Genomic DNA, 23,516 nt, shown 5'->3' with positions numbered 1-23,516 from the left:
GAACATCTGTTACAACTCACATCCGGTGGTCTTTTCTTCAATGCCCTTAAGCATGACAAAGAGAATTTCACCGTCCTGCAAACCATTCGCCAGCAACAATCCACGCTGAATGCCAGCTGGGTGGCGTTGCTGCAAACCCGTAATACCCTGAACCGCGCGGGTATTCGCTACATGATGGATCAGAGCAATATCGGCAGCGGCGCGACCGTTAACGATCTGATGCAAATCGCGTCCACGTCGCTGAAGCAGGCGGAAAAAAACTGGGCCGCCTATGAGGCCCTGCCGCGCGATCCGCGTCAAAGCGATGCGGATGCCATGGAGATTAAGCGTAACTACGATATCTACCACGGTGCGCTGGCGGAGCTGATTCAGCTGCTGGGTGCGGGCAAAATCAACGCCTTCTTCGATCAGCCGACCCAGAGCTACCAGGATGGTTTTGAGAAGCAGTATGTCAGCTACCTGCAGCAGAACGACAAGCTGTATCAAATGGCGGTTGAAGACAGCAAGAGCTCCTTCAGCCAGGCCATCTGGGTGCTGATTAGCGTGCTGCTTGCCGTGCTGGTGGTGATCGTGGCCGTCTGGTTGGGTATCAAGCAGGCGCTGATTTCGCCGCTGACGCGCCTCATCGACAACATTCGCCATATCGCCAGCGGCGATCTGGTGAAGCGCATTGAAGTGGAGGGCTCCAACGAGATGGGCGAACTGGCCGATTCTCTGCGTCATATGCAGAGTGAGCTGGTACGGACCGTTGGCGACGTGCGTAATGGCGCGAATGCTATCTACAGCGGCGCGAGCGAAATCGCGATGGGCAATAACGACCTCTCTTCCCGTACAGAACAGCAGGCTGCGTCCCTGGAAGAGACTGCTGCCAGCATGGAGCAGCTGACGGCGACCGTGAAGCAGAACGCCGAAAACGCCCGTCAGGCGAGCCATCTGGCGCTGAGCGCGTCCGAGACCGCGCAGAAAGGCGGTAAAGTGGTGGACAACGTAGTGCAGACCATGCGCGATATCGCCGGTAGTTCGCAGAAGATTGCCGACATTATTAGCGTGATCGACGGAATTGCTTTCCAGACCAACATCCTGGCACTGAACGCGGCGGTAGAAGCGGCGCGCGCAGGCGAGCAGGGCCGTGGTTTTGCGGTGGTGGCAGGTGAGGTGCGTAACCTGGCCCAGCGTAGCGCCCAGGCAGCACGTGAAATCAAGAGCCTGATTGAAGACTCTGTGGGTCGCGTGGAAGTGGGTTCAACGCTGGTAGAAAGCGCCGGTGAAACCATGGGCGAGATCGTGAATGCGGTAACCCGCGTTACGGATATCATGGGCGAAATCGCCTCGGCTTCTGACGAGCAGAGCCGCGGTATCGACCAGGTGGGGCTGGCGGTCGCCGAGATGGATCGCGTGACCCAGCAGAACGCCTCGCTGGTGGAAGAGTCTGCCGCAGCGGCGGCGGCGCTGGAAGAGCAGGCAAGCCGCCTGACCCAGGCTGTCGCGGTGTTCCGCATTCAGCAGGAGCAGATGAAAGCGCGCGAGTTCGCTTCGGCGAAAAGCGTTGCAACCCCGGTGATGTCGCGTAAAGCGGCAACCGCTGATGCGGGTGATAACTGGGAAACGTTCTGATCGTGCGTGTTGTGCCGGGTGGCGGCTTCGCCTTACCCGGCCTACGGTTCAGGGTTTTGTAGGCCCGGTCAGCGCAGCGCCACCGGGCGATATCAAAGCGGCAGACGCATGGCGCAGCGGGAGTCAAACGCTAAGCCGTGCGCTGTCTCATCTTCCCTTTTCTGACGCAGTTCAGGCGTGAGTTCAGTGACGTAGTTAAACCCCAGCCGCGCATAGAACGGCGCATTCCACGGTACGTCGCGGAATGTCGTCAACGTCAGCGACGACAGCCCCCCTTCACGGGCATGGTCAGCCACAGCGTTAATGAGCTGCCGACCAATCCCCTTTCCCTGCCAGTCCAGATGCACCGAAAGTTCGACAATAAACAGCGATGTCGCGTGCGCCTCTGCGAGGATAAACCCAACGGGATGGTCGTTCGCCAGCGCCAGCCAGCTTAGCCCCCGTTCGGCATAGTTGAGATGCTCTTCAGTTGAAATCACCTCACCCCCGGCAAGCCAGGCGAGAGGGGGGATTTCACGAAAACGCTCGCCCGCCGCGCGTTCAATGGCGGGCAGGGTGGCAGCATCGTTGAAGGTGGTAGGGCGAATGCGAATGTTCATGGCGGGAAGTATAGCCTGACCCGTCGGTATTATTCTGTGCAGACCAGCACCGGCGAGTAAAAATTGCTGATAACCAGTGCATCATGCGGCGTGCGCTCTATCGCCAGGAGCCTTTTTTTCCCCTGGGTCAGGCCCGCGACGTATTTCTCAAATACGCCCGGCGGCATGGCGTCATGGCCAAAACGCTCCACTTTTTGAATAACGATCTCATACAGTTCTCCTTCCACGTGGCGCCATTTAAACATCTCCTGGCGGGACACTTCCCAGTGGTTTGGGGCATTCTCCACGTTACCGTTTAGCGTGATGTACCCGGTTTTGTTGGGGTGAAACTGCATGATGACCTCCCCGTCAAACGTGAAATCGTGGCTGTCACGTTTGTCGGAGAAGGTCAGGTATCCATTGCATGCCATCGACAGCGGTGGCGTGTAGAAATACCACGCCAGTGCAGCGCCGGTAATCATCAGATTAAGGGCCAGAATGAGCCAGATTTTTGTGTATTTCATATCACCACTCGTAATAGTAAAGCGTACGACAGGCGCTCGCTTTCCCCTGCGTGAGCGAGCATTGGGAGAGCACCAGTCGTCCCTCGTGGCCGTAGAAAAGCGTTCGCTGAATGTGCATATAGAAAATTGAATTTTCCAGGCACGGAAGGTGACCGTCCTGCTGAAGAGTTTGCGCCAGCGAAGCCGCCCGCTCGTGAAACACATCCGCCAGCGGCGTAAAGGTATAGACCGGACAGTTCCCGATATGGGTCAACAGATGAATGTCCTTCTGCCGGGTTTCGGGTTTGATAGCCATTATCCAAAGGCACAGCGCAACGACCGCCAGCGTAAGCGCGCCCCAGAGCAGCCGCTCCGGTCGGGCGGGTACTGCAGTTTTCGCCGTTTCGGCGGCCGGTGTTTCTTCCTCCAGGGCTGTTACCGTGACGTCTGCGCTGAGCATAAAGCCCGTTTTGGGGACGGTGACGATAAACAGCACGTCGGGAAGCAGGCTGGCCAGCATTTTGCGCAAGATGCTGATGTACTGGTTTAACGAATTGTTAGACCCCTGGAGCCCACGCCGATCCCAGACGTCATGCAGGAAGGTCTCCCGCTCGACCACGTTCCCATGATGCTGCACCAGCAGCTTCATAATGCTATTGGCTGTGCAGGTGAGGATCTGCGCATCCTCAGGCGGCACATTGATAAGAGAAACAGAACCGTCCTCGTCGTTGTAGACGATGGCGTCAGCAAGCAGGTATTTCATAAGTTGTTGTAAAACAGACAGAGATAACGAATAAAAAAGAGAAGGTTTACGCCTTGTATGCAGAGCTGGTGGCTATTTTAACGCCATTGTTACCGATAACATTGATCCAGACAGGATTTTGGTCTCTTTAATAAGTCAGCGTGATTATCACGTCATCAATAAATTCCCCTGTACCGCTCAGGGGCTGAGCGGGGACTTCCCCGTAAACGGTGAAGTTTTGGGTGCCGCCAGCGGGATGGGTGACATGCAGCGCATCGCCGCTGTGCAGATCGCCCCAGCTTTGCGTGGCACCCGCATCCTGCCAGAGCCCGTAGCGCAGGCACTGACCCTCATCGTTACACAGCTGCCGCTGATTCCCGATGGCATGGTTGCCGTTGCCCATGCCAAGCGTAAACGCTGTACCGGCCGGACAGCGCGTGGTAAGGGTTGCGGTGGAACGCGTCGGGCGCAGCGTGGCGGTACTGTTCAGGGTGCCGAAGTTAAGCGGAGTGACGCGTTCTATGTAGCAGCCCTGGCTGATTTCGGCCTGCGCATTGGTACCGCCCTGCACCTGCTCCCCCTCCGCAGAGCCATCCGAGCAGTTTTGCAGTGCATCCTGACGGCTAGCGCTGTGCCAGGCGATGCGCAGATTCATGTTGTAGTTGTAATAGTGGTACGCCGGAAGTTGGTTTTGCCCTGCCGGGACGGTGGCGATAAGCGGAAAGCTCCCGCTGATGTTGGCATTGCTGTCGGCGGTCAGAGTCTGCTGAATGAGCTCCCCGCTGCTGACGGGACCGAGTTCCTGAGCGCGCGCGTCGCCGTTAAGCAGGCGGAAAAGCAGGGTGTACTGTTTACCCTCCGAATCTCCCGGTGAGACCATCTGAAAGGGCGGTGCGTCGATACTGCTCAGACAGACGTTGATATATTCCGTCGTGCCGTTGTTGTCAGCCTGACAGCTAAATTTAACTTCGGTGTTGGTCGACGCGGCATTGCCCGCCACGACATTGCCAAAGTTGATGACGGCAGGTGATGTTATCCAGCATGCGGCGGCCATCGCCTTCACGGACACCGCAAGCAGCAACAAGAACGGTGCTTTTAATGACACTGTTGTTCTCCAATATTCTGTATGGGTGACGCAGTACGGGGGGCCGTAAGCCTGACCCGGCACTCACCCTCACCGGTTTTTACCACCAGCTCACCCGGCAGAGGCGGGTCTTCAAGCCAGATAAAACCGTCACGCCCCACAATGGTGGCACCGCGTGGCGTTGAGACAATGCTGCCGAGCGGGAGCGGATTATGGTGGAGGTCCACCAGTCGGGCCTGAACTGTGACGGCGTGATGAACGTTAAAATCGACTTTTACCGCGCCGCCGTTGCCCGGTCTGGCCTGCATGTCGGTGACGGGGGCAATCACGTCGGCAGGCAGATCCAGCGGATTGATGCTGACTTTACTGGCGTGGTAACGCGGCAGGTCGGTCAGCAGCAGATACCCTTTCTCGTCGGTTTCGCCTGCCGGGCGGTTTTCCAGCATCACCGGCACATGTCCGACACCGTGCGTGGAGACCAGCGCCAGGCTTTGTTGGCTGTAGCGCAGCGTGTGCAGGCTGCCATCCAGCAGCGTCAGGCTACCCTCGGCTGAGGCATAGTTAGCGCCCTGCGCCATCCCAACGTGCCACTCACCTGCGTGGCCCAGATAGCCCACGTCCGCATAGGTTTCCCGGTGCTCGCCAAAGCCTTGCCCCAGCTGCCATGACCAGCCGCCGACCTGATCGTCCGGCTGATGGCGATAATCCATGCGGGGCATATCGCGGCTGGCCTGAACGGAGAGGGTATCCTCACGCCCTAACGGGATCGAGAGCATCAGCTGAACGTGGCTCGACGCATCCGTAAACGAGCGGGTGTAGCTCAGCGTGGTGGAAATATGTGCCGGCAGCGAGGCGGACCAGGAGGCGTTGAGATAGCGTTGTTTGGTGCCCTGAATGTTTTGCTGTACCCAGCCCGCACCGAAGGTACCTGAATGGGGTATCGACTGGCTGACCCAAACGCTATCGCTGCGTCTGACGGGGAGGGTACCGCTCATGCGGGCGTTATCGGCAAATGTGGCATCGGTACGAACGGTACTGGCAGAGATCCCCGTCCCGCGACCGTTCCATTGCCAGCCAAGGCCCCACTGTTTTCCCTGACCGTAGGGGCTGTCGCTGATGGCGACATGCTGGCTGATAATCCCTGTCCCGGGCGAGATCAGCCAGTCGACCCCTGTCCCGACATTGCGCAGTTTACTCTGCTGCTCCGTGTGCAGCGCCAGCGTCAGCTGGTTATTCACCCCGTAGCGCCACCCTGCGTCGAGCATGGGCGAGGCGGCATAGTCATTGGATCGCAGGGCGTAGTTTTGTCGCATCCAGCCGATATCCAGCGAGCCGCTGCTGAGTCCTTCCGCCAGCATCCCCGGCGCACCGTAGAGATCGAGCTGTACGGTACGACGCTGACCGTTGATATCGGTAATGACCACCTGGGCCTGCCCGCTTCCGGTAAATGAGGGCAGGGTATCCAGCAGAAAATCGCCCGGCGTGACGCGCTGGCTGCTCTGCTTAAGCCCGTCGATGTACAGATCGACCGTAGAAGGCAGAACCGCCGTGTCGCTGTAACGGCTACGCGGTTCGGTGTTGAGTTGCGGATTGAGCTCAAAATTACGCGCCCAGTGCAGCCCGCCAAAGCGTACCTGTCGGCTCCAGCGGGAGCCCGTGGTGATGTTGTCGCCCAGCGCCAGGCTGGTGAGCGAGTCCGTGTTGTCCCACTGCCAGCGGGTTTCAAGGCGTGTGTGGCGGGGCCGACCTGCGCTGTTTTCCTCACCGGCATGGCTCGAAAAGCTGCTGCTGAACGTTCCGGGAAGCGCCCCGGATGCGGTGAGCGACGTTTGCGCGTTAAGCTGGCGTTTCCCCTCTGCGCCGCTGCCATAAAGCGCATACCCGAGCGTCAACACGCTAATGGGCTGCGCCTCAGGATAGCGATACTGCGGCGTCGGCCTCCCGACAGACAGATGCTGTTGGCCCTCAAGCGCCTTTGCGTCGGCGGTAATGGAGACCTGCTGAGCATGCAAATCGAGACTGACTTTCAGGCCCGGCAGCGACGTCAGCGCGACCCACTCGTTGGCGTTATCCGGGGCGCGCAGCCCCAGTTTTTTGAGGTCGCGGTGGTCCATCCACAGCGCATCTCCCACTACCCGGCAGGCCCACAGATCCCCGCGCGGGTCGTGGTTCACGGTGATTGCCAGCCATTGCAGGGTATCGGCGGCGGGTTCAGTCCGGGCTGACAGCATCAGCGGTAGCCAAAACAGGAGCGCGAGAAGCGAGCGGGCGCAGGGGTATCTGGCTGGCATTGTGGTCGTCATTGAGATAGGCGCGCAACGCGCTGAACGTGTGGCGCGAAGTGTGCTTAAGCGTTATAAGCGCGGTCTGTCCCGGCAGAACATAACCTGCCAGCCCTTTCAACGACCCGGCGACCTGACCGGCGGCCGTCAGGGCCTGCAGGTGGCTCAGGCGGATATGGCTGTTTCCGGCGTTATAGCAGCGGATCGTTCCCGGGGTGTCCGCCTGTTCGCAGCTCAGGGCATCGCGGCTGACGGGCTTATTCTGGTTTCCGGCAATGAAGACAGGAATAGAGTAGCGAAGCAGAAAGTGTATCGCGTTGGGATTGGCCGCACGGGACGTTGCATCCGGTAGCTCATCAATGACCAGCCGGTAACTTTGCTCCTGTTCACGGATCCCTGGCTGCATCACGATTATGCGCACCAGCTGCTGCTGGCCCGGCGCCAGTGAGGTCATCGCCGGGCTGCTGACCACCTCGTCGGTGGCCGTTAATACATCTTTACCGTTTTGCTGGGTCCATTCGTAAACCCGTATCTGCGCATGGATGGCCGCTTTACCGCTGTTAGTGAGGTAGACCGCCGAGGCGCTTTGCCCGCTCTGGAGGTCGAGCGTCACTGGGGCCACCTGAAGCGTGGCGGCCATCGCGTAGCGTGACAGCAGTGCCAGCATCATGAACCACAGAATGAAGCAGGGGAGAAAACGACGCATGATCAATACACCAGATTCAACGTGACATCATCGCTATAGGCGCCAGCCTGCGCGGTCGTCAGGGCACCTGCGTCAATCACGCCATACAGCGTCTCTTGCTGTTCCATGCCGTTGCCGGTGTCGGTGAGTCCATCGGTGCTGGTAATTTGCGTCTGTTTGCCCTCATCGGCAAAAAGTTTCCAGGCAATCTTCTGTGCGCCCGTTTCACCGTTTTCTGGCTTCAGCCAGAAGGTGCCGTTATCGCTGCTATCGTTGCTGGTAGCAGAGAGCGTGAACGGCGTCCCGTTGGTACAGACGATATCGACCTGCGTTTTGGCCTGAATTTCGCTTGATTCGTCCGAGCCGTGGCGCGAGAAATTGAGGTCGTTGGCTTTGAGCGTGCAGGACTTCACCACCTCAAGTGAAACGTGCATCGTCGCGCTTGTGGTGCTGTCTGCGGCGATTGCAGCAGCAGGAAGCAGGAGAACGGAACAACATACAACAACAGGGATAATTCTCATGATCGTATTTCCTGACGTGAATAACAGTGTAATTAAAAAGAAGAGGGGAGCGCGTCCAGCAGGCAGAGTTTTTGATGGAATTCCGCCAGGTTCTGGCAGCAAAATTTGTTCATCGCGTTACGTTTGTGGGTGTAGATCGTTTTAGGTGACTTATTAAGGATTTGCGCAATACGTATCGGGCTGAATCCTTTATGGAACAGCATGCAAACCCGCATCTCCTGACAGGTGAGCGTGGCGGTATTCTCGAAAGAGAAGCTTGTGTCGCTAAAACAGTGGCTTAGCTGCGCGAGAGACACATTGTCCGCAACCACTCTGACCCGCGCGTTGTGTAGCCAGGCGTTAATGTCGTTGACCCGGCCCGCGTCCGTCAATAACAGCCAGTTTCCCCCGACGTGCGTATTGAGCAGCAGTGTCTGCAGACGCATAAGCCCTTGTGGATTAACGTTGTTAATCCAGTACGCCTCAGGACGGGGTGATACGGCTGTCGACAGGATCGAATTCAGGCCAAGCCATAAAAAAGCGTTGCTGCTCAGAACGATAACCTGATAGCCGGCATTTGCGATGAAAGGCGTCATTTTAGACCCCACAGATAACCCTGGCCGTAATCGGCCGCGCTTGCCCGGGCCAGTGCGAAATCACCCGCCGTTTCGATGCCTTCAATAAGGACTTTACTGGCGACACGCTTGCACTGACGGGTGAGATGCAGAAACTTCGCCTGCTCTGTGCGCCCGCTCCAGAAAGTATGTTTGTCAATTTTGACGCCACAGAAGCGGATCTGGCTGGCAAGCAGTTCGGGAAGAATGGCTTCACAGACATCATCAGCCCACACTTCAATTCCCCAAAGATGAAGTGTCGCAATGCAGTTTCGCAGGACCCGGCTTTGCGTATCATCGAGTTGTACCATCGTATGGAGATCGGTCACTTCGATAGCAAGCCTCTCCGGACAGGGTGTTGCTTCTTTTAGCCTGTCGAGGAAGTCCGTTTCCAGCAGCAAATCTGATGTCGCGTTGAGATAATATTTGTCGCCCTCTTCGCAAAACATGGCATGGCGAAGCTGCGCAAAGAAAAGTTGTTTACGCTGCGTCGAAGGCATGGCGTCAAAATAGTCTTCGAGATTGACGTGGGGTTTTGCCGTGGACAATACCTCCCAGGCAATCACATGTTCACTGCGCAGTGCCCGGATGGATTCGAACTTATAGCCGGTTAGCATGATAAAAGTGTGTCACTCTCCGTCGTTACTTTAGGAGTTACACATTTTATAGAATGGTGTTTTTGCGGGATATTTATAAATAAAAATGACTTATATATGGTGTTTTTATCTAATTTATAATCAATTTATAGGTTTATTTATTTTTATAAGCACCCGGCAGGGACGCCGGGTGCTCAGGCATTAACCTTGTCTGCTGACAATTTTGATTTCGACCATGCCAATCCCGAGCTCGCGCGGTGAGTGGCCAAGAATATTTCCTTCATTGGTGGACTGCGGGTCTGGCGGCACAATCACCAGGGTATTGCTGCGCGATGGGTTGGCAAAATGCAGAGTGTGCGTGCTGACATCATTCCCAAGCGTCAGCGTCTGCTCCTCATCGCCCACGCGCACCGGCACTGGCTTATTCGCGTTAGGTCCATACGCTCTGGCCGTGATCACCAGGTCAAATTGCTCCGGCAGGGGATGGGTGTACTCAATTTTCACTTCGTTACCCAACTGCGCGTTTGACCAGCGTCCCCACGACTCCGGACGAGAGATGCCGCTAAACTGCTTCACTTCTTCAGGCGCGCCGGCCACGTTGAAGATGAAGCTGTCTGCTTTATAGCGAATGTCGTTGTCGACGATTTTCAGCATGTCGATGTTGTGCTGATAGCGTGTGGTATCAATCACCGTATCTTTAAAGGCGGTTTTGCCTTTCCACTGGGCTTTGTCCACATGCTGCACGGTTTGCTCCCCGCCAAGCTGCCCCTGAGAGACGCACCAGTCGGTCGACAGCGCCAGCGGCTGTGACCAGAGCTGACCCATTTTGTAACACCTGTCGATCCAGACAAAGTTATCGCGTGGGGCGAAATCGGCCAGCTGGAAACGCAGCGGTGCGGAATATTCACTTTCCGGTAGCGGTTCAACGCGACTGTCCGACACCCGTACCAGCAGCGGCAGACGGAAGTTACTGCCAGAGAAGGCAATCGTGTTTTTCTCCCGATCGATGGTGAAGTCTTTCATCTCTTTCGGGAAGTTCCACAGCCGGATGATGTCGGGCTTCCAGGCGAGGATTTTCTCCTTCATGTTGAGGAACACTTCCGACAGGGATTGCCCGGACAGCGTGCTGCGACCCAGGCCAATAAAGTTGTCGCCACCCAGAATGTCCAGCACGGTTGCGCCGTTATCCATGGAGTTGCGTTTGGTGGCGATCACCTCTTGTTGCGGCTGGTCGCCGCGCAGAACGAAGAACAGGTTGCTGCGATCCTGCTTGTTGAGCTGATCCCAGGCGCTGTTTTTCATCGCCAGATGGTCAGACGAGACGACGATGACGGTGTTTTTAAAATACGGCGAGGCTTTGATTTTCTCGACCAGCGCGGCGATATGCTCCTGGCTACAGGTCACGGCGCTAAAGGAGGCGTTGCTTTTGCCGTCCACGTCATAGCGTTTGCGTTTACAGGTGCGCGAGACGAAACCATCCGGATGGTGCGTATCTACCGTCAGCGCGAAGAGGGAAAAACGCTTCCCGGCGCGGGAAAGCGCCTCGAATTTCTTCCAGGTTTCGTCCAGTACCGTATCGTCATAGAAACCCCAGTCGTTGCGGTAGGTCGGGTCGGCAACCGTCGTCTTTAACTCTTCTGAGCCGTACAGGTGATCAAAACCGTGGGATTTCAGGAACACATCTTTTCCGGCAAAGCGCAGGTTTGCACCCTGCACGAAGTAGTTTTCGTAACCGGAATTTTTCAGTATATCGCCCAGGCAAATATTCTGCGGGAAGAACGTCGACATCGAGGCTGAAGCGTTACCTTCAAAAGGTGCGAACAGCGGGATACCGCACTGGGAAGCCACCATCCCGGCGATAGTGTAATCCGTGCCGGGTAACTGCATGGTGTGGCTGAAATCGAGACCTTCATCTTTCAGCGCCCCCAGGTCCGGGGTCAGGTTCGGGAACGCAGTGTTGTCGAAGTAGGTGCGCTCCAGGCTTTCACCGTAGATATAGACCAGGTTGAGTTTCGGGTTGGCGATCGTTTTCGATGGCTCTTTGTAGTACGCCACAAAGTCTGGATCGCCGTCACGCGACTGAGATTTCACCAGTTCGGTGATCTGATGAAACGCCGGGCTGGCGTCGACGGAGGCTAACGCCAGGAAAAGCGCCAGCAGGCTGTAACCATGATGGTGAGGAAGATGACGACGGCGACGCAGCACCCAGGCGAGTGCGCCAAAAATGGTTACCAGCGCCACAACCAGGCCCAGCCCCGGAAGAATGTACTTGCCCACTCCCGCGCCCGTCAGGCTGTTCGTCAGGGTATAAAGTACCGCATCGTTGATCCCGTCACCGGTGAAGTAATCGCTGGCGTATAAGGTAATGTTTAAAATAATAAAAAAGCCGAGTACGACCAGTGTGGCGATAAACCACCAGGTGTTACGGCCGGCTTTCCAGGCATAAACGCCCACAGAAGCCAGAAAAAGGACAAGAGACATGAATTCTGACAACAGCATATCCTCATGACGCCAGGTGCTTCGCTGGCTAACTGTTTATTTTTTGGGTTATACAATGTAATGGCGATGTCGTTTAGCTGCAATTTTAGTGTCACGAAAGTGTGCTGTTGTTAGGATTTGGTTTAGAAAATCGTTTTTATGAAGAAGGTCGCATCCTGACAAACGGACGCTGAGACGGTGGCAGGTTGGAAAAACGCTCGTTTCACGCCGCGATGCAAGACTATCGCATTAAACGCGGCGTGTTGTGGCAGAAAATGGGGGAAATCAGGAGATGAAATTAACGCCTTGTTTCAACACCAGATCGCAGGCTTTGGTTTTCACCTGTTTCGCCAGAGAAGAGTTGCCAAGGGTGCTCAGGTTAAGTTGCTGACCGTTTTGTGCGTTAAGCAGACCCTGAATGCCATCCATATAGCTGGTATCCGCTTTTTGCTCCTGAGTATCGAGACCCAGTTTACCCAGCACCTGGTTTTTCACGTTTTGCGCGTCGGTCACCGAGGCCAGTTTTTGCTTCGCGCAATATTCCAGAATCCCCGCCGCGTTGTTCATCGTGCCCGCGCTCAGGCTTTGGGAGCTGTTGCTTAGCAGGCTGGTGAGGGAAGAGGCGGAGAGCCCACCCTGAGTGCTGCTGCTCTCTTTGGTCAGCTCGTTTGCTGCGCTTGAGAGGGACTCCTGCCAGGACGCCGCTTGCGCTGCGCCGGTAACCAGCAGCGCGCCTAAAAAGGTGCTGATAAGGATCTGTTTTTTCATAATGGCTTTCTCAAAAAGGTCCGTTTTGGGCCGGAAGGGGTTCCAGTATATACCTGTGTCCCGCTGGCGATTCCTGGAACTGTCTTAATACTCTTTGCCGGTAACGCGGCTGCGGTAACTGTCCCAGTCGAAGATGACATACAGACTGTTACCCAGCTTCATACGGTCCATGACGCGTTCGCCCAGTAAGCGGGTCATCTCGTCGATGTTGTGGTTTGTGAGCATGCCGGTGGGGCGTTTGGAGGAAGAACGGCGATCGACAATCTGATTGATGATGACCTTTTCATAACGGGATTCCGTCTGAACGCCAATCTCGTCGATGACCAGTAAATCGACATTACTCAGATCGTTAAGCAGCTGTTCTTCGCTGGTTTCACGGTTGCTGAAGGTGTCTTTCATGGCGGACATGATATCGGCCACGGTGATAATGAGCACCGATTTACCGCGCAGAAGCAGTTCGTTACAGATGGCCGCGGCAAGATGGTTCTTCCCGGTGCCCGGTTTACCGCTAAAAATGAAGCTGGCGATATTACCGTCAAATTCATCCACGTACTGACGTGCGGCGGCGAGCGCGTTCATCTGCCCGCTGGTTTCAACTTTATAGTTATCAAACGAGCAGTTCTGATGCAGAGGGCGAATACCGGAGCGGTTAAACGTGCGCTGCATTTTCATCGCCCGGTTTTCGCGGGCGAGCGCGGCGGCACGGATTTTTCCTTGCTCTTTTTGCCACGCCAGCAGTTCTTCCCCCGTCGTGAAAGCGGGCTTCACGTTAGCTGGCATCATTTTTTGCAGACGTTTCATCAGGTCACCGACGTTCTTCATTTCGCACCTCGGAATCCACTGGGGATCTGTTTATCCGGTTCTGAAAACGCGTTGATATCGCGTTTTGGCTGGCCGTTGTTGCTGGCGCGGGTAATCTGCAGATGACGCGCGAGCTTTTGCTGCCACTGAATATGGGTGAAAACTTTACCCTCTGCCTGCCACCAGGCCGTAAAGGCGGCGAGCTCTTCCGCGGTGGCCGGTTGGGTTAACGCAATGCCCCACAGCGCGGCCTGCCGTTGAAAATCGGCGTCGGGCTGCCAGCCCGCATAAAGGGCAAATTTGCCCATCGGAACGGTCACCGGGGCGTTAACCGGTTCATCAAACAACTGGTTATCCAGCGTGACATCGCTCACCGGGCGGGACAATTGCGCTTCAGTCTCCAGAAGCTGTGCCAGACGTTCCGGCGTGATTGCATAAAACGCCGGCGCGTTGTCGGCAAAAACCGCAACCGTGCCGCCTTCGGCGTGAGTCAACACACCGCGTGGGTCGCGCATAAAGGCATCAATGCCAGCAATGCTGGTGGTCAGAATTCTGGAGGACATAACGCTTACTCTACTGATAACGACGGGCGTGATAAGGGCTTATGGTAGCACAGAGAGGGGGAAGGGAAGGAGGGGATTTCCCCGGTGGCGCTGCGCGTACCGGGGCTACAGTCATAGACCTGATAAGCACAGCGCCATCAGGCATTTATCACGCGATGATATTCAGGGTCACATCGATGTTGCCGCGGGTCGCGTTAGAGTAAGGGCAAACAATGTGCGCCGCATCGACCAGTTTTTTGGCTTCCGCCGGATCCATCCCTTCAACGTGGATGTTCAGTTTTGCTTCGATACCAAAACCGGTTGGCAACGGACCAATACCCACTTCGCCTTCAATAAAGGCTTCTTTAGGCAGGGCAAATTTGTCGCGAGCCGCGACAAACTTCATTGCGCCCAGGAAGCAGGCGGAGTAGCCAGCAGCAAACAGCTGCTCAGGGTTAGTCACTTCACCCCCCATGCCGCCCATCTCTTTTGGCACGCCCAGTTTGACATCCAGAACGCCATCGGAAGAGGTCGCGCGGCCGTCACGGCCCCCGGTGGCTTTTGCTTTGGCGGTATAAACAACTTTTTCTAAAGACATGGCAGGTTCCTCATCTTACTTTTATGTGTGCTATTAAATAGCGTGCGATATACATGGGTAAATAAATACGCGTAAAGTATAGCGTCACGCGCGTTGAATCTGTTGTCGCAAAACTTCCAGCTGCTGCTTGAGCGACAGCATGGTCTCGGTATCACACTGTGCCGCGCATCCCACCGCATGAGGGATCCCTGCGGCCTGCTGCTGTAGGTGACGTCCTGCATCAGTCAGGGTGACAGCGACCTGACGTTCGTCTTTACGCGAGCGGTGACGGTTGATGAGCCCGGCGCTTTCCAGACGCTTCAGCAGCGGCGTCAGCGTTGCGGAATCAAGGAACAGCCGTTCACCGATGTCTGATACCGTCACGTCATCCTGCTCCCACAGCACCAGCATCACCAGATATTGCGGGTAAGTCAGGTTTAGCGGTGCCAGCAACTGCCGGTACAGCTTGTTAAGCGCCAGATTTGCCGAATAGAGGGCAAAGCAGAGCTGGTTATCCAGCAGGAGCGCAGCGGTCGTGTCGTTCGTTTTCGCGTTCATGAGATGAATATAGATAGCGTACGATTTAATTGCAAGCAATTTTATGGGCAGGTATATCGCAGCGCCACCTGAACGGCCATTTTACGGTAGTGCTGGCGCTGAGCCCGCTCGTCGGCACCCTCTTCAAACAGCAGGGTGAAGGTGTAGCTGTTGGCGACGTAGTGAAAGCTGAAGCTGCTTATCAGGCGGTGGAGATCGCGGGCGTCAACCGTCTGGCTGAACAGCAGTTTCTCTTTGCCGCGACGCAGGATCTCTTCCAGCAGGTCGAGCGCGCTGCGGTTAACCTGGCGCAGATAATTCGACTGCTGCATAAAGCGGCCACGCTGCATGTTTTCCATGCAGATGATACGGATGTAATCCGGATGGTCAGCATGATAGTCAAAGGTGGTTTCAACCAGGTGGACCAGCGCTTCGACGGGGGGCATATCCGCCAGGCTAAGTGCTTTTTCGCTGGCGCGAATTTCGGTGTAAACATGTTCCAGCACCAGCAGATAAAGATTTTCTTTATTCTTAAAATGGTAAACCACCATGCGTTTGGTGGTGCCCGCTTTCTCCGCGATCTGCTCCATGCGGGCGCCGTTCAGTCCGTATTCGGCAAACAGCGCAATAGCGCTCTGAAAAATTTTCTCTTTCAGGCTGGACTCTTCGTTGTGCTCGGGGTGTTCGCTGCCAGGGTTAGCCACATCCTTTCCTTATTTTCACCAAACGGACCAGAAAGATTATCTCCACGGCAGCGAAATAACACAAATATCAAACGCGCGGGCGTTTGCGGTACAGCCACAATCCGGGGATCGACAGCCCGATAGAGAGCGCACCGACAATGGACGACGCTTTAAGAAAGTTGCTCAGAAGAAGGATCATCTGCGGCTCGGTGTAGCCAAAATGGCTGATTTTCACCGCCGAAATCATTGCCGTATACGCCGATATGCCAGGAAACATTGGGATCACGGCGGCGACGGTGAAGACTTTAGGATGCGCCAGATACCAGCGCGACCATTGAATGCCGATGCTACCGACCAGCATAGAGGCCATAAATGTCGACCATTCGATATTAAAACCCGCCGCCATCATGGCCATTCGCGAGCCGTGACCAATCGCCCCCAACAGCGCACACCACGGCAGAGCACGTTGCGGAACGTTAAAGACCATCGCAAAGCCGACGGCAGGAATGGCGGCCAGGATCATATCCTGTGCCAGTGCCAGCAGAAAATCTATCACGCCCATCCGCGTAACCCCCAGAGAGTCATAGCCATGACCACGCCGATACAGGTTGCCAGCGTCAGCAGGCTGGCGATGGCCCAGCGTGCCAGACCGGTATTAATGTGCCCTTTAAACATATCGGCGACGGCGTTGATTAACGGAAAGCCCGGCACCAGCAAAAGCACGCTGGCCGCCATGGCAATCGTCGGGGTGTTGGCAAGCTGCGGCAGGCGCAGCAGCAGGCCTGAAACGGTAGTGGCGACAAACGCGGTAATGCAGAAGTTAATTTGCGGGTGCAACTGCCGATGGGTCAGCAACTGGCGTACATACATGGCGATACTACTGGCGAAAAAGGTAACCAGTGCGCCATCCCAGCCGCCTTTATTGAGCTTACAGAAACAGGCGCATGAGAGCCCGACCATCAGCACGACAAGCCAGCGCGGATAACGTAAAGGTTTGATTTGGTTGAACCGTTTTTCAATCTCTTTGAGATCGAGAAGCTTATGCTCCGCAAGGATGACGATATGCTGCACTTCGGTCACAACGTGCATGTTAATGCCACGGTCCTGGTTTTTACGGGTGGAGGTCAGGCACTGACCGTCCTTGATCGTGGTCAGCACAATGGCGTTGGAAGAGATGGCGCTTTCCACGCTGTCCATCCCCAGCGCCAGCCCCAGCCGGGTTGAAAGTTCCTCAACCAGCGCGCTTTCCGCGCCGTGCTGGAGCAGAAAAAGACCGCACTGAATACAGAGCCGCGTGATAGCACGCTGCGTTGACCGTTCTGCCTGCATGTCGTGTCCTGAAGAGAAGGTGAAGAGTAGCCGCGTGGCCCGTAGTGCCTACTTTTAGCACAAAATGCAGTGGCAGTTGCTGTGGGTCAGATCAAGGTTTATGCAAACAGTTGCAGCCTGGCTGACGAAAGACGTTGGGATCAATTTATCAATTCGGTGAATTATTGGTTTGGAAATATAGAATATTTGTATTTAGTTATTCTAATTTTATATTGTCGATATTTTAATGATTGTCGAATTAAATTTATTGTCGCTTTGTGAGATATTAGTGCAGTTTTAGGCATTTCTTAAACTTAAAACATTTCTCATCTTCTGCTTGTATTAATCAGTTTTACACTCAGGGACGAAAATACGTATAACTTGATGCGTTTTAACGTTACTTATCAAATGAAAATGGACACGGAGGGTCTATGTTGTCATTGCACGGTAAGCATGGCGTTGTCATTAGCCGGATACCCGTAATGCAAAATGGGTTAGGGGATGTGGTGACACGTCATTTTCCCGATTTTGAATTGACCTATTGCCGCTCACTGCAGGAGTTGACCCTGCTTCAGTTACGCCGCGCAGATGTGATTATTGCCGATGTTTCAGGCGAATACAGGAACCCGCGGGGTGCGCTCGAAGAGTATTACCGCTTATTGAATCAGTACAGGGATATCCACTGGATCTTTTTGGTTTCCCGGCCATTTTATCCTATTGCCGTTGAGCTGCTTATGCGCCCGGAAACCACGTTGCTTTCTGATATGGAACCTATCGAAGGTGTCGTGAACGCTATCCGGGCAGGAAGTGAACGTGCAGAGCGGATTAGCCAGACGTTATTAACTCCCGAATCTCAGGAAGGCGAAGAGGAAGACGAACACGTCATTGCGCTTACAAATTCTGAGCGCAAGGTACTTCGTCTGTTAGGTAAAGGGTGGGGGATTAACCAAATCGCTACGTTGCTTAAGAAGAGCAATAAAACGATCAGTGCGCAGAAAAACAGTGCGATGCGAAGGCTGTCATTACGGAGTAATGCCGATATGTACGCCTGGATCAACAGTACACAGGGAATGAGAGAGCTGAATCTCATGTCAGCCTATGGAGAGTTCGAGGAATGGAAAAAACCGATTCAACACGACATATCGCCATCATCGAAAATTGCACGATGAGTGCCATTGGGCTGCAGCATCTTTTTGCGCAGTCCGAACTCAGTCAATATCAGCTGCACCTGTTCAATGATTTCGATGGCTTTAAGAAGGCGCTTTATCACGTTAATTTTTTCTCGCTGATCTATTCCCTTTCCGATGCGCGAGAAGCACGTCGCAACTGCCTGGCGCACCTGAGGGATCTCGCGTTTACGCATAGCCATATTCAACGCATTATACTGGTATCTGATGAGATGGAGGCGCGGCTGATTAGCCATCTTTCCCCTTCTCGCCTTCACGGTGTGGTCAGTAAATCAGTGACGCTTGAACACCTGCGGAAAGAATTCATGGTGCTGTTGAGCGAAACGCTGCGCATAAATGACAATATGCTTAATCATTGGTACTGCAGCCAGAACCGGATGTTAAGCCCGACGGAGAGGGCAATATTGCGTTATATGTCGTGCGGCTATTCCATCCCAGAAATCGCGGCGCAGCTTAAGCGCAATATCAAGACTATCCGCGCACATAAGTTTAATGCGATGGTGAAGCTGGGGGTGAATTCTGACGTCGGGTTGCTCGATGCCGCGGATATTCTTACGCATTTGCCGGTAAGAGAAACGCGTAGTGTGGGGTTAAACAAACCGACATTTTTGTAACCTGCCTTTTGCGCCAGAGATCTTCTGGCGCATCAATCAGATGCACACATCGACCCACTTTGCGGATGTCAGCTCTGCCATTCTGTCCGGAGAAATACGCACAGCACTATGGATTGCGCCAGCGGCAGGAAGCACTTCCGCGTACTGTTTTAGAGAGATATCACAGTAAACCGCGAGCGGGTTTTCCAGCCCGAACGGGCAGACGCCGCCAACGGGATGGCCCGTCACGGTGACCACTTCATCACTGCTGAGCATGCGCGCTTTTGCGCCAAAGGTGTCTTTCAGTTTTTTGTTATCCAGACGCGCATCACCCTTCGCAACGACCAGTATCACCTCATTTTTAATCTTCAAAGATAAGGTTTTGGCGATTTGTCCCGGTTCCACACGATGGGCGGCAGCAGCCAGCGCAACGGTAGCCGTACTCTGGCTAAGTTCTATAACCTCTATCTCCGGCGCGTTGTCGGCAAAAAACTGCTGTACGGACTGCAAACTCATTATTTCCTCCTGACAAATAACCTGCGTAATCTGTCATAAGAATTTATGCTCTGTAAATATCTCTTAAGTAACAAATATCCCGGATGGCTGATTTCTGGATCCCCTTCACAATCACAGAAACCGGTTACAGTAACCGGTTGCAGAGCGTGATGCGTAGATTAATACTGAGTATGTAACGTCCCCTATATCCAATAATAAGAGCCAATTATGAAACCATTTCGTCTGAGCAGTACCGCGGGTACACAAGCCAGCAAGGTTGTGAAGCTGAGTTATGGAACAACGTGCGGCGCGAGCGCGTCCGTTATAAACGTCTGACAGGAGAGCTGCCATGTCTGCCAACCATGCTGCGTTTAATCTGATATTCCGTTTCGTTGAAAATTACGTTAGCCCGATTGCCGGGCGCATCTCTTCTCAACGTCATGTGATGGCTATCCGTGATGGCTTCATCTCCGCGATGCCGTTTATGATTGTGGGTTCATTTTTATTAGTGTTCGCTTACCCGCCGTTTTCGCCTGATACCACCTGGGGTTTCGCACGCGCCTGGCTGGATATGGCGAAACAATTTGAAGGCCAGATCCTCACGCCGTTTGATATGACGATGGGGATTATGTCCATTTATATCTGTGCGGCCATTGCCTATAACCTGGGCAAACACTATGTCAAAACGCACCAGCTCGATCCGTTTATGTGTGCCATGCTGTCGCTCATGGCATTTTTGCTGGTCGCGGCACCGAAAACCAAAGGCACACTTCCTGTCGATAGCCTCGGTGGAACCGGTATTTTCACCGCCATTATGGTCGCGATTTACTGCGTTGAGATGATGCGTTTCCTCAAGGCGCATAACATCGGTATTCGCCTGCCAGACCAGGTACCGCCGATGATCAAAAACTCCTTTGACCTGCTGATCCCGGTGCTGGTGGTGGTGTTAACGCTCTATCCGCTGAGCCTGGTGATTCAGTCTCAGTTTGACATGCTGATCCCGCAGGCGATTATGTCGATCTTTAAACCCCTGGTTTCCGCGGCAGACTCACTGCCTGCGATTCTGCTGGCGGTACTGATTGGGCATTTGCTGTGGTTCGCCGGGATCCACGGCGCGGCCATTGTCTCCGGGATGCTGCAGATGTTCTGGCTGACAAACCTTGGGGCCAACCAGACCGCACTGGCCGCCGGTCAGCCTTTGCCACATATTTTTATGGAAGCCTTCTGGACGTTCTTCATCGTGATCGGTGGGTCGGGCGCGACGATGGGGCTGGTGATTTGCTATCTGCGTAGCCGCTCGGCGCATTTACGTTCTATCGGGCGTTTGAGCGTGGTGCCCAGCTTCTTTAACATCAACGAACCCGTTATCTTCGGCACGCCGATTGTGATGAATCCGGTGTTCTTTATACCGTTCCTGCTGGCCCCCATGGTTAACGCCGTCCTGGCCTGGGCCGCGATGACCTTTGATTTGATTGGCCGCGTCATTTCCGTCGTACCCTGGACAGCACCGGCGCCGATAGGCGCAGCATGGGCCCTGGGCTGGGATTTCCGTGCAGCTATTCTGGTTGTCGTTCTGGCCTGCGTATCGGCCATCATCTACTACCCGTTCTTTAAAGTTTACGAGAAACAACTGCTGGAGCAGGAAGCTGAAGAAGCGCAGCGTAATGCGGAAGAGGATAATCAGCAGGTGGCCTAGGTAAAAGCAAAACGGCAACTTTCAGGTTGCCGTTTTTAATGTTTGTTCCCTCTCCCCGTGGGAGAGGGGCAGGGTGAGGGCATCAGGCCGCACCCAATTACTTCAGCGTACAATCCCCGCACTGCTTAACGTCCGGCAGGCGATAGCGCTGGCAGCAGGTGCGGCGCACCAGGAATCCGTCACGGAGTACAACGGTACGAAAGAGCGGGTTATCGCGGCCGTCTGAAAGCTGTTTTGCAAAGAAACAGGACTGACGCAGTGCATCAACGTTCTCATCACCAAGCAGCGGTTTCATTTCCGTTAAATACCAGTGGATTAAATATCCGGTATTACTCCAGATAAGCTTTCCGTTGATCTCCCCCGTCGCTTCAAGCGCATCCACCACCGGGATCAAGGCCTGAATGACAAGTTGCTCCAGTCGTTCCTGGGCAGAGAGTGGCGCCGCGTTCAGGTCCTCGTGCAGATCGATCCAGAAACAGGCCGCTCGACCGGTTTCGTGGAACTCGACATGGAAATGTTCCGGGGAGAGCGCCAGCATGCTTTTCTGGGTTAACACCGCCAGCATGAGCGGAGGCACCATCAGCCCGATATACCATTGCGCCCACAGGGAAAGCAAAGGCTTATTTTCTCGCGTCAGGGCTGGCTGATTGCGATAGATATGGTCGGAATAGGTGGCAAGCAGCGACTGCAGCGTAGAGGGTTGTCGCCACTCCGCGAGGGTCATGGCGTGGTGCGGGGGCGCTTCATCAAGCCGGATAAAGTCCAGCAGGTGAGCGCGTGTTTCCGCAATCTTATCCCGTATGGCATCCGCAAGCGACGCATTCCCGTTGGTGAGGGGCGCTCGCCAGAGAAGGGGTTCAACAATGTGTGCGGTATGCGTAGCCATAGTTGAGATAGGAATCTAAATGATAATGATTGCCAATCCTAACTATTGCTTATACCAATGGCAAGACTTTTGTCCTGATTCAACGCCGACTCGTCTACGCGGTTTGCAGCTCTTCGCTCAGAAGAATGTTGTTACGCCCCAGATGCTTTGCTTCATAGAGCGCTCTGTCTGCTCTCTCCAGCGCGCCTTCGACATCTTCATTTTCAAAAATGGCAATACCGATGCTGATGGTGACATTGGTGGCGACGCTTTCGTTGAAGAGATGCGGGATTTTCAAATCGTAGACTTTTTGCCGGATCCGCTCTGCCGTATGACGGGCGTGTTCAAGTGAAATATTCGTCAGCAGCACCATAAACTCTTCCCCGCCGAAACGCGCCACAATGTCACGCGAACGCACGGCGTCGCGGATTGCTGCAGAAACACGTTTCAGGGCCTGGTCACCCATCATATGGCCGTAGTGGTCGTTATAGGCTTTGAAGTGGTCGATATCCATCAGCAGAACAAAGTGTTCACCGTTTTCCACCGCTGGCAGGTTCTCCAGGCGGCTCTGAAGGCCGCGCCGATTATAGAGGCCGGTAAGCGGATCCATCATACTGAGATCGGTAAGGGTCTCCCGTTCTTCCAGCAGCCGGGAAAGCAGTTCCTGCGCAAAGCGATCGTTGCGTCTTTGCAAAATGTTATGAATAGCGATGGCCACCACAGGAAGTGCGAAAGAATAGGTCATTCTCAGCCACATCTCTGGATCGCTTAACCACAGACAGACAATAAACGCGGGGAGTGAATGCAGAGTAAATGCTTTGATATTACTGGCGAATGCCAGCGTTCCGATAAAAAGCACCGTTAATAGGGCGATTAACAAATACGTCGCCTGGTTATGGGTAATTAGCGAAAATTTCGAATCAATTTGCCATGCCCACAAAATACCGAAGATCCCTGAAACCACAGGAATATTTATCTTTCGCGCACACTTTTTCCAGTGCCAGACGAACAGGCCGGTGCTGATGGAAAAAATAGCAATCAGCGGGGCGGAAAACACGCGCACGGAATAGAGCGGATTTGTTACCGAGAACACCGCTGAGGTTGCATTCAGAAATAAAAATAAACGTAACGATAATTGATATTTTCGTTGAACCAAAGACCGCCAGGATTGTGATGTCATAGTCGTGCGTTTTTATTAAAATTTAATTAAAACAGATAAATAGGCGTTGTTTCGCAACAAAATATGCAAAAAACTCAAAGAGTAATTATAAGAAAAACTTTATGTGTAGTTAACAGGTGAGCAATTTATCACCTTAGGCTATTCCTGTCATTCTACATAGCGGTAAAGGTCGAACTTTTTTGATTGTCTGCGCTGACAAATGATAATCTTTATCATATGATATTGTTTATCATTATCGTTATGAAAGGGCGATGCATGTTGAACAGGGTGCTGGGAAGTGCATGGGGGGTACTGCTGCCGGGCGTCGTGCTTGGCGGTTTGATGTTCGCCGATCTCTCCATTGATGTCTGGAAGACCATTCTTGTGTCGGGATTGCTGGTGACTTCATGCATGATCTGGCATAAGCAACTACGTCACTTTGTTTTACTGCCATCCGGTATGGCACTGATCGGTGGAATTCTGGTAATACTGATGAGTTTGAAATAACAGGGAAAATAAGAGGTACAACAGAAGGGATGCAAGATAATTGGTGCGAGGGGGGGGACTCGAACCCCCACATCCGTAAGGACACTAACACCTGAAGCTAGCGCGTCTACCAATTCCGCCAC

The 23,516-nt window shown here is 54.2% G+C and carries 26 protein-coding genes; 5 read left to right on the top strand and 21 right to left on the bottom strand.

Annotation, left to right across the window (positions count from 1 at the left end; genetic code table 11):
- Positions 1–6 precede the first annotated feature (6 nt).
- Positions 7–1,614 (top strand): methyl-accepting chemotaxis protein, encoded by a 1,608-nt coding sequence (tsr, locus tag L977_RS03370; RefSeq protein WP_231563483.1) that lies wholly within the window; start codon positions 7–9, stop codon positions 1,612–1,614.
- A gap of 92 nt (positions 1,615–1,706) precedes the next feature.
- Here the strand turns inward: tsr and L977_RS03365 are convergent, their stop codons facing one another.
- The 18 genes from L977_RS03365 to L977_RS03280 all read right to left on the bottom strand — a co-directional run bounded on the left by L977_RS03365 (position 1,707) and on the right by L977_RS03280 (position 16,913).
- Positions 1,707–2,213 carry a GNAT family N-acetyltransferase gene (locus tag L977_RS03365; protein ID WP_047624738.1) on the bottom strand — a complete coding sequence of 169 codons (507 nt, stop codon included), beginning with the start codon at positions 2,211–2,213 and terminating at the stop codon, positions 1,707–1,709.
- A 29-nt stretch (positions 2,214–2,242) separates the two neighbouring features.
- On the bottom strand, positions 2,243–2,716 hold the full coding sequence (locus L977_RS03360) for a hypothetical protein (RefSeq protein ID WP_047624736.1): 474 nt from the start codon (positions 2,714–2,716) through the stop codon (positions 2,243–2,245).
- Position 2,717: 1 nt separating this feature from the next.
- Positions 2,718–3,458 (bottom strand): winged helix-turn-helix domain-containing protein, encoded by a 741-nt coding sequence (locus L977_RS03355; protein ID WP_047624735.1) that lies wholly within the window; start codon positions 3,456–3,458, stop codon positions 2,718–2,720.
- A 127-nt stretch (positions 3,459–3,585) separates the two neighbouring features.
- On the bottom strand, positions 3,586–4,542 hold the full coding sequence (locus L977_RS03350; protein WP_014882424.1) for a Csu type fimbrial protein: 957 nt from the start codon (positions 4,540–4,542) through the stop codon (positions 3,586–3,588).
- Positions 4,533–6,812 carry a fimbria/pilus outer membrane usher protein gene (locus L977_RS03345; protein ID WP_231563482.1) on the bottom strand — a complete coding sequence of 760 codons (2,280 nt, stop codon included), beginning with the start codon at positions 6,810–6,812 and terminating at the stop codon, positions 4,533–4,535. The genes L977_RS03350 and L977_RS03345 overlap by 10 nt, the downstream gene beginning before the upstream one ends.
- Complete coding sequence (locus L977_RS03340; RefSeq protein ID WP_047624731.1) at positions 6,733–7,509, bottom strand: fimbrial biogenesis chaperone; 777 nt, start codon at positions 7,507–7,509, stop codon at positions 6,733–6,735. The genes L977_RS03345 and L977_RS03340 overlap by 80 nt, the downstream gene beginning before the upstream one ends.
- Before the next feature lie 2 nt (positions 7,510–7,511).
- Positions 7,512–8,009 carry a Csu type fimbrial protein gene (locus L977_RS03335; protein ID WP_014882427.1) on the bottom strand — a complete coding sequence of 166 codons (498 nt, stop codon included), beginning with the start codon at positions 8,007–8,009 and terminating at the stop codon, positions 7,512–7,514.
- A 32-nt stretch (positions 8,010–8,041) separates the two neighbouring features.
- Positions 8,042–8,584 (bottom strand): helix-turn-helix transcriptional regulator, encoded by a 543-nt coding sequence (locus L977_RS03330; RefSeq protein ID WP_047624728.1) that lies wholly within the window; start codon positions 8,582–8,584, stop codon positions 8,042–8,044.
- Positions 8,581–9,219, bottom strand: coding sequence for an EAL domain-containing protein (locus L977_RS03325; RefSeq protein ID WP_023331959.1), 639 nt, complete (start codon positions 9,217–9,219; stop codon positions 8,581–8,583). Before L977_RS03325 ends, L977_RS03330 begins: the two co-directional genes overlap by 4 nt.
- A 180-nt stretch (positions 9,220–9,399) precedes the next feature.
- Complete coding sequence (gene opgB, locus L977_RS03320; RefSeq protein WP_014882430.1) at positions 9,400–11,691, bottom strand: phosphatidylglycerol--membrane-oligosaccharide glycerophosphotransferase; 2,292 nt, start codon at positions 11,689–11,691, stop codon at positions 9,400–9,402.
- A gap of 270 nt (positions 11,692–11,961) precedes the next feature.
- The gene (locus tag L977_RS03315) at positions 11,962–12,444 is read right to left on the bottom strand and encodes a DUF2501 domain-containing protein (RefSeq protein WP_014882431.1); all 483 of its coding nucleotides are present in this window, start codon (positions 12,442–12,444) and stop codon (positions 11,962–11,964) included.
- Between the two features lie 84 nt (positions 12,445–12,528).
- The gene (gene dnaC / locus L977_RS03310) at positions 12,529–13,266 is read right to left on the bottom strand and encodes a DNA replication protein DnaC (protein WP_014882432.1); all 738 of its coding nucleotides are present in this window, start codon (positions 13,264–13,266) and stop codon (positions 12,529–12,531) included.
- Positions 13,263–13,808 (bottom strand): primosomal protein DnaT, encoded by a 546-nt coding sequence (gene dnaT, locus L977_RS03305; protein ID WP_023338998.1) that lies wholly within the window; start codon positions 13,806–13,808, stop codon positions 13,263–13,265. Before dnaT ends, dnaC begins: the two co-directional genes overlap by 4 nt.
- A 148-nt stretch (positions 13,809–13,956) precedes the next feature.
- Positions 13,957–14,385, bottom strand: a complete 429-nt coding sequence (locus tag L977_RS03300) for an organic hydroperoxide resistance protein (RefSeq protein WP_010427173.1) — start codon at positions 14,383–14,385, stop codon at positions 13,957–13,959.
- Between the two features lie 84 nt (positions 14,386–14,469).
- Positions 14,470–14,922 carry a MarR family winged helix-turn-helix transcriptional regulator gene (locus tag L977_RS03295; protein ID WP_014882434.1) on the bottom strand — a complete coding sequence of 151 codons (453 nt, stop codon included), beginning with the start codon at positions 14,920–14,922 and terminating at the stop codon, positions 14,470–14,472.
- A 41-nt stretch (positions 14,923–14,963) separates the two neighbouring features.
- On the bottom strand, positions 14,964–15,605 hold the full coding sequence (locus tag L977_RS03290; RefSeq protein ID WP_023331963.1) for a TetR family transcriptional regulator: 642 nt from the start codon (positions 15,603–15,605) through the stop codon (positions 14,964–14,966).
- 67 nt (positions 15,606–15,672) lie between these two features.
- Complete coding sequence (locus L977_RS03285) at positions 15,673–16,146, bottom strand: threonine/serine exporter (RefSeq protein ID WP_014882436.1); 474 nt, start codon at positions 16,144–16,146, stop codon at positions 15,673–15,675.
- Positions 16,137–16,913 (bottom strand): threonine/serine ThrE exporter family protein, encoded by a 777-nt coding sequence (locus L977_RS03280; RefSeq protein ID WP_014882437.1) that lies wholly within the window; start codon positions 16,911–16,913, stop codon positions 16,137–16,139. Before L977_RS03280 ends, L977_RS03285 begins: the two co-directional genes overlap by 10 nt.
- Positions 16,914–17,323: 410 nt before the next feature.
- Between L977_RS03280 and L977_RS03275 the strand changes: the two genes are divergently transcribed.
- Together L977_RS03275 and bglJ are read left to right on the top strand one after the other, a co-directional pair.
- Positions 17,324–18,061, top strand: coding sequence for a helix-turn-helix transcriptional regulator (locus L977_RS03275; RefSeq protein ID WP_023331965.1), 738 nt, complete (start codon positions 17,324–17,326; stop codon positions 18,059–18,061).
- Complete coding sequence (gene bglJ, locus L977_RS03270; protein ID WP_014882439.1) at positions 18,058–18,693, top strand: DNA-binding transcriptional activator BglJ; 636 nt, start codon at positions 18,058–18,060, stop codon at positions 18,691–18,693. The genes L977_RS03275 and bglJ overlap by 4 nt, the downstream gene beginning before the upstream one ends.
- Before the next feature lie 36 nt (positions 18,694–18,729).
- On the opposite strand, the gene L977_RS03265 is transcribed toward bglJ, so the two are convergent.
- Entirely contained in the window at positions 18,730–19,188 is a 459-nt protein-coding gene (locus L977_RS03265; RefSeq protein ID WP_014882440.1) for a YbaK/EbsC family protein, read from the bottom strand.
- A 328-nt stretch (positions 19,189–19,516) separates the two neighbouring features.
- Between L977_RS03265 and L977_RS03260 the strand changes: the two genes are divergently transcribed.
- On the top strand, positions 19,517–20,863 hold the full coding sequence (locus L977_RS03260) for a PTS sugar transporter subunit IIC (RefSeq protein ID WP_023339000.1): 1,347 nt from the start codon (positions 19,517–19,519) through the stop codon (positions 20,861–20,863).
- A 97-nt stretch (positions 20,864–20,960) separates the two neighbouring features.
- Here the strand turns inward: L977_RS03260 and fhuF are convergent, their stop codons facing one another.
- Together fhuF and L977_RS03250 are read right to left on the bottom strand one after the other, a co-directional pair.
- Positions 20,961–21,749: a siderophore-iron reductase FhuF gene (gene fhuF, locus L977_RS03255; protein ID WP_047624722.1), complete on the bottom strand. Its 789-nt coding sequence runs from the start codon at positions 21,747–21,749 to the stop codon at positions 20,961–20,963.
- 94 nt (positions 21,750–21,843) lie between these two features.
- A complete protein-coding gene (locus L977_RS03250; protein ID WP_023339001.1) occupies positions 21,844–22,908 on the bottom strand; it encodes a GGDEF domain-containing protein in 1,065 nt (354 codons plus the stop codon).
- Positions 22,909–23,124: 216 nt separating this feature from the next.
- Here L977_RS03250 and L977_RS03245 point away from each other — a divergent pair, with 216 nt between their 5' ends.
- Complete coding sequence (locus L977_RS03245; RefSeq protein WP_032637555.1) at positions 23,125–23,394, top strand: DUF1435 domain-containing protein; 270 nt, start codon at positions 23,125–23,127, stop codon at positions 23,392–23,394.
- Positions 23,395–23,516: the final 122 nt, after the last annotated feature.

The sequence above is a fragment of the Enterobacter sp. ZOR0014 genome, assembly GCF_000798855.1.
GTDB lineage: Bacteria > Pseudomonadota > Gammaproteobacteria > Enterobacterales > Enterobacteriaceae > Enterobacter > Enterobacter kobei.
This window is presented reverse-complemented; position numbering and strand designations above follow the sequence as displayed.